At 43.5% G+C, this 5050-nt stretch carries 7 protein-coding genes and 1 tRNA gene; 4 read left to right on the top strand and 4 right to left on the bottom strand.

Annotated features, from left to right (window positions below; genetic code table 11):
• Positions 1-556: MBL fold metallo-hydrolase (locus V7D75_RS12760; RefSeq protein WP_333614851.1), on the top strand; the 556-nt coding region annotated here is incomplete at its 5' end.
• Between the two features lie 164 nt (positions 557-720).
• Complete coding sequence (gene trxA / locus V7D75_RS12755; RefSeq protein ID WP_333614850.1) at positions 721-1158, top strand: thioredoxin; 438 nt, start codon at positions 721-723, stop codon at positions 1156-1158.
• A gap of 114 nt (positions 1159-1272) precedes the next feature.
• Here the strand turns inward: trxA and V7D75_RS12750 are convergent, their stop codons facing one another.
• The 4 genes from V7D75_RS12750 to V7D75_RS12735 form a co-directional block, all read right to left on the bottom strand.
• Positions 1273-1674, bottom strand: a complete 402-nt coding sequence (locus V7D75_RS12750; protein ID WP_333614849.1) for a hypothetical protein — start codon at positions 1672-1674, stop codon at positions 1273-1275.
• Positions 1675-1770: 96 nt separating this feature from the next.
• A complete protein-coding gene (locus V7D75_RS12745) occupies positions 1771-2130 on the bottom strand; it encodes a SirB2 family protein (RefSeq protein WP_068407573.1) in 360 nt (119 codons plus the stop codon).
• Positions 2131-2210: 80 nt separating this feature from the next.
• A complete protein-coding gene (locus tag V7D75_RS12740) occupies positions 2211-2537 on the bottom strand; it encodes a BolA family protein (RefSeq protein WP_333614848.1) in 327 nt (108 codons plus the stop codon).
• Positions 2538-2763: 226 nt separating this feature from the next.
• Positions 2764-3576: a M48 family metallopeptidase gene (locus tag V7D75_RS12735; RefSeq protein WP_333614847.1), complete on the bottom strand. Its 813-nt coding sequence runs from the start codon at positions 3574-3576 to the stop codon at positions 2764-2766.
• Positions 3577-4089: 513 nt separating this feature from the next.
• Here V7D75_RS12735 and V7D75_RS12730 point away from each other — a divergent pair.
• Together V7D75_RS12730 and V7D75_RS12725 are read left to right on the top strand one after the other, a co-directional pair.
• Positions 4090-4164, top strand: a tRNA-Gly gene (locus V7D75_RS12730).
• A 257-nt stretch (positions 4165-4421) separates the two neighbouring features.
• Positions 4422-5050: SDR family NAD(P)-dependent oxidoreductase (locus V7D75_RS12725; protein ID WP_333614853.1), on the top strand; the 629-nt coding region annotated here is incomplete at its 3' end.

Raw genomic sequence — 5050 nt, 5'->3', positions numbered from 1 at the left:
CTTTAACTTTGATAGCAGCTTTCGTACCGATGCCAGTCAGTTTGATATCTTGACCGATGAAGGCGAGACCTTGAAGCTTGGCGGTATTACGATTACTGCTATGTATGTGCCTGGTCATACACGCGCGGATATGGCGTATCTTGCCGCTGACGATGAAAAAACCGTGGTCTTTGTCGGTGATACGCTATTTGCCCCAGACGTCGGTACAGCGCGCTGTGACTTCCCCGGAGGCGACGCCAAAACCCTGTATCAGTCTATCCAAAAATTGCTCGCACTGCCTGACGAAACCATCATGTATCTGTGCCATGACTATCCGAGTCAAGGTCGCAAGCATTGTCCAACCACGACGGTAGCCGCGCAAAAGCTCGGTAATATCCATGTCAAAGAGGGCATCAATGAAGCGGAGTTTGTCGAGATGCGCGAGCGCCGCGATGCCACGCTAGAGATGCCGCGCTTGATTATCCCGTCAGTACAACTCAATATCGATGCCGGTCATTTTCCAGAACCCGAAGACAATGGCACCCGTTATCTAAAAGTGCCACTGAATGCGCTTTAAGCGTCAATTATATTTAGATAAACAAAAAAACTGGCAAGAAGTAGATAAATACAATTAAGCAAAAAGTTACGCAAGCACAATACGTGCAACGGTTATCTTGATGCTAGTCTATTTATAAGAGGTTATAAGACGCCCGCCGCTGTTATTTTTAAAGGAGTTCTATAATGAGTGAGCAAAACTCTCATCTGGTTTGTCCGCACTGCAGTGCCACCAATCGCGTACCTGCAGCACGCCTTAATGCAGCACCGAACTGCGGCAAATGTGGTCAACCATTATTAACGGCCAGTCCGCATGAGCTAAACGCCCAAACAGTTAGTAAAGTCATTCAAAAAAACGAGGTATTGACCATCGTTGATTTTTGGGCGAGCTGGTGCCAGCCATGTCTAATGATGGCACCGCAGTTTAAAGCCGCTGCAAGCCAGCTGCCGCACGTGGTGTTTGCTAAAATACAAACCGATAAATATGAGCAAGCGGCGGCACCTTATAATATTCGTAGCTTGCCGACGATGGTAGCCTTCAAAAACGGCAAAGAAATCGCGCGCCAGTCTGGAGCCTTACCAAGCGATCAAATCGTACAGTGGGTAAGAAGCTTAAACTCTTAATCTCAGACTGAGTTACTGCTCGTCATGATTAAACATAAAAAAGCCAATATGCTTATCGCGTATTGGCTTTTTGGTTTGTAAATTCTTTCAAAACTATGAAACAGGTATTAATGATTACTCACCATAAATCTTAATACCATTGGCAAAGCTACAGCGCTGTATACGAGCCGATTGGATAATGGCATCACGCTCACCATAGAGGCGAGATAATTTGGCATCACGAGCTTTGGTATTATTACTTTTACCCACGCCAAAGCTGATATTAGGCGAGATACCCCAACGTCCAGCGGAAACCCCAACGCCAACACCTGAGGCGGACAAGGTGGATTGCTCATTGCGGGCCGCGTCTACATAACGATTGACACGGTTATATTCTTGGCTTAGTGCTTGGCAGTCATAGCTTTGATAAGTGCTCGGTGGCACGTATTGCGGCGTAATATTACCCGTTGAGGCGCAGCCCGAGAGAGCAAAAACGCCAGCTGTTGCGAGTAGTGTTGCTGCAGTGAGAGTTTTCATAATGTCTCCGTTAGGCTACGTTAATGTGACGGTATCTATTTAAGATATCAAAAAAACGGCGATTAAGATATTGAAAAATATGTCTTTTAGGCCCGATTAAAACAAATTACCCGGCTTGGTAAAGGCGAGTACCAAAATACCAACATAGGCAATACCCGCGATCAAAATGCCGGTTTTTCTTTGGCTAGGCGTGGCTTTATCATTAAAGGCTTTAATACTGGCACTGAGTGCGGCAACCAATAAGATAACTTTAGCAAATACCCACTGTACTGGCGCATTAACACTCATGAGTTGCACCAGCATGCCAGCTCCTGAAATAATAATGACGGCATAGAGAATATGGGTCGATATTTTTACCGCAAATGGCGGCTTTTTGTTTGCACTTAATACCACATAGCTTTGGTATAAAAACAGCGCAATCAACAGGACGGCCATGAGCATATGTAGATGTTTCATTGGATAGGGTTTCCTTTAAAGGTGCCGTTTACCAGCTTATCTATGTTATTTGGGAATAGCGTTAAGAATAATTTTTGAGACTAGCCTTTATTTTGTCCAGCACATAATGGACTATCAGGGCTTTGGCCTTGCCACTCTGTTGGCGTATAAGCATGGATAGCCAAGGCGTGAATTTGACCACCTTGTGAGGTCAAAAGCGGATTTGCTAGATTGTACACGAGCTGATGCCGCGCCACCAAGCGTTTGCCTTCAAAGGCATCACTGACAATGGTCAGTTTAAAGTGACTTTCTTTGCCGTCGAAATAACCGGCATGGTTCATTGATTCATTCACCAGTTCAATATGCTGTGCTTGCAGGGCTTGCAGTTCCTTATTTAGGGCGTCTGCAGTCGGCGTATGAGTTGTCATAGTATTCCTCGTTATTGTAATGCTTGGCCTTTTAATTGGCTGATGGCACTTATTATAGCAGACCCTGATATTTATACTGCAAGGCTCTACAAAGCCATCTATACCAGTAAAGAGCGGATTATTGATACGCACAAAAAAGCAGAGCGCAACCTTATTACGCTCTGCTTTTATCGTCTATTATTGTCGTCTATTGCTATTTACTATGAATACCATTTGCCATTAAATTTTAACGACGCGCTTTTTGATATAACGGCATTACCTTAGGCATCAATGACTGCAATTGCGCAATACGGTTGCTGCTGGTTGGGTGAGTACTCAAAAATTGTGGTGGCTCGCCTTGGCTGGCGCGTTGCATTTTTTGCCATAAGGTAATCGCGGCTTGCGGATTATAGCCTGCACGTGCCATCAGCTCAAGACCGATTTGGTCAGCTTCTGCTTCTTGTGTGCGGCTGTGCGGACGGCTAAGACCCAAGTCACCCGCGACGCTAGCAAGTTCTGCCTGGCCTTGTGATAGACCGAAGATACTAGCAGCGACGCCGATACCTGTCTGCGTTGCATACTCACGTGATAAGCGCTCACGTGAGTGTTCACGTAGGGCATGAGACATCTCATGCCCCATAATAGCGGCAATTTCATCATCGCTAAGATTTAAGCGATCAATGATACCAGTATAAAACATAATCTTACCACCTGGCATTACAAACGCATTCAGCTCATTAGATTTAATGGTGTGAACCTCCCACTTCCATTTCGCCGCATCAGGACGATAAACGCCAACTTGACCAATCAAACGATTAGAGATATTTTTTAAACGATTGAGCTGGGCTTTATTGGTGTCAAGCAAACCGCGTGCACGTGCTTCTTGAATGTTCTTATTGTAGCTTTGCGCTGATAATTGCTGAACTTGTTCACTAGAAACCAAAAGTAGCTGCTGACGGTCAACGCCTACAGCGCCGGTGCTGGTGGTACTAGAGCAACCGCTCAAGGTCAATGCCGACAAAGATGCCGCCATGACGGTCGTGGTAAGTAGCTTCTTCATAAAACGTCCTCGCTGTAAATATAAAAAAATTAAACAATATTAAGATGAAAGCGGTCGCGGTAAAGATGGTTTCTTATTAAAAAAGGTTAACTGATTAAAAACTTGTCATGCCTATCTACCAAAACTGATCTACCAAAACGATAAGGCTCTACCGCAACTATCTATCGTTAGGCATAAGTATAATAATGTTGGCAAGTGAAAACCTAGACAGAAAAAGTAACAATCGGCAGTAGGATTGTAAATACGTTAAGTGCAAGTTTGCTACGCGTTTATAGTAGGCGTCATAAAATTTGCTACAATTTCTAAATATTTTAAATTTATAGCGTTATTATTAGGAATGAAAATAGTAATTGAAATCAATAATATATATGTTTTCTTGCCTCGAGAACCACTCAAAGCTTCAGTTACGGGCTAAAAAATTGAAAAAAGCTATTGACACCTACAGAATATTTGCTAAAATAGCCAGCCTATCGAGACGTAGTCGTTGTTAACAACATTACGATTTGATATTTAGCGGGATTAGCTCAGTGGTAGAGCACAACCTTGCCAAGGTTGGGGTCGAGAGTTCGAATCTCTTATCCCGCTCCAAATATAGCTTGCAAAAGCACCAAAGCCTTACTTCTTATAAGAAGTAAGGCTTTTTTTATATTTTAAATTTAGCACTTAACATTTAAAAGGCAAGTTTGCAGCGCTATTAAAAGTTTATAGATATACTAAAAACCCCTGCATTATAAAATGCACCCGTTACAAATCACGGATAATTTGACACACTCATTTAATTTTAGCCGCGCATAATAATAGTCTGTAGCTTTTAAAAATAATAATAATGATGATAAGGATTGGGTATGCAAGATTTTCAATACAAAGCATTCAACGAATTGTTTGATTTAAGCGGTAGAACGGCGATTGTGACGGGCGGCGCCAATGGGATTGGTAAGGCGACGGCTTTGCGTTTGGCCCAAGCGGGGGCGAATATTGCGATTGCAGACTTAAAATTAGAGGATGCTAAGGCGGCGGTTAAAGATATCGAAGAATATGGCGTCAGAGGATTTGCCATTGAGTGTAATATTTTAAAAGATGAAGACTTAGTAAATATGGTAGAAAAAGTAGTCGCTGAATTTGGCAGTATCAATATTTTGATTAACAACGCGGGCGGCGGCGGTGGCGGGCAAGAAAATCCGTTTAAAATCACTGTTGATGATTTTCGTCGCGACTTTGAATTAAACGTTTTTAGCGGCTGGCGCTTATGCCAGTTATGCGTGCCACATATGAAAAAATCTGGATATGGCTCAATTGTGTTTACTACATCGATGTCGAGTGTCAATAAGAGCCCAGATATGAGCGGCTATGCTGCATCAAAAGCGGCGGTCAATCATATGGTCGCTAACCTGACCCATGACTTCGGTCCTGAGGTGCGTATTAATGCTGTGGGTCCAGGTGCCACGCGCACTGCGGCGTTGGAGAGAGTATTGAC

The organism is Psychrobacter sp., from assembly GCF_036731945.1.
Taxonomy (GTDB): Bacteria; Pseudomonadota; Gammaproteobacteria; order Pseudomonadales; family Moraxellaceae; genus Psychrobacter.
The sequence above is the reverse complement of the archived record's forward strand: the minus strand, read 5'-3'. Positions and strand labels throughout refer to the sequence as shown.

Excerpts from the sequence above, each read along its gene's own strand:
- trxA (WP_333614850.1), top strand. The coding sequence starts at position 721 with ATGAGTGAGCAAAACTCTCATCTGGTTTGTCCGCACTGCAGTGCCACC.
- V7D75_RS12735 (WP_333614847.1), bottom strand. The coding sequence starts at position 3,576 with ATGAAGAAGCTACTTACCACGACCGTCATGGCGGCATCTTTGTCGGCA.
- V7D75_RS12740 (WP_333614848.1), bottom strand. The coding sequence starts at position 2,537 with ATGACAACTCATACGCCGACTGCAGACGCCCTAAATAAGGAACTGCAA.
- V7D75_RS12745 (WP_068407573.1), bottom strand. The coding sequence starts at position 2,130 with ATGAAACATCTACATATGCTCATGGCCGTCCTGTTGATTGCGCTGTTT.
- V7D75_RS12750 (WP_333614849.1), bottom strand. The coding sequence starts at position 1,674 with ATGAAAACTCTCACTGCAGCAACACTACTCGCAACAGCTGGCGTTTTT.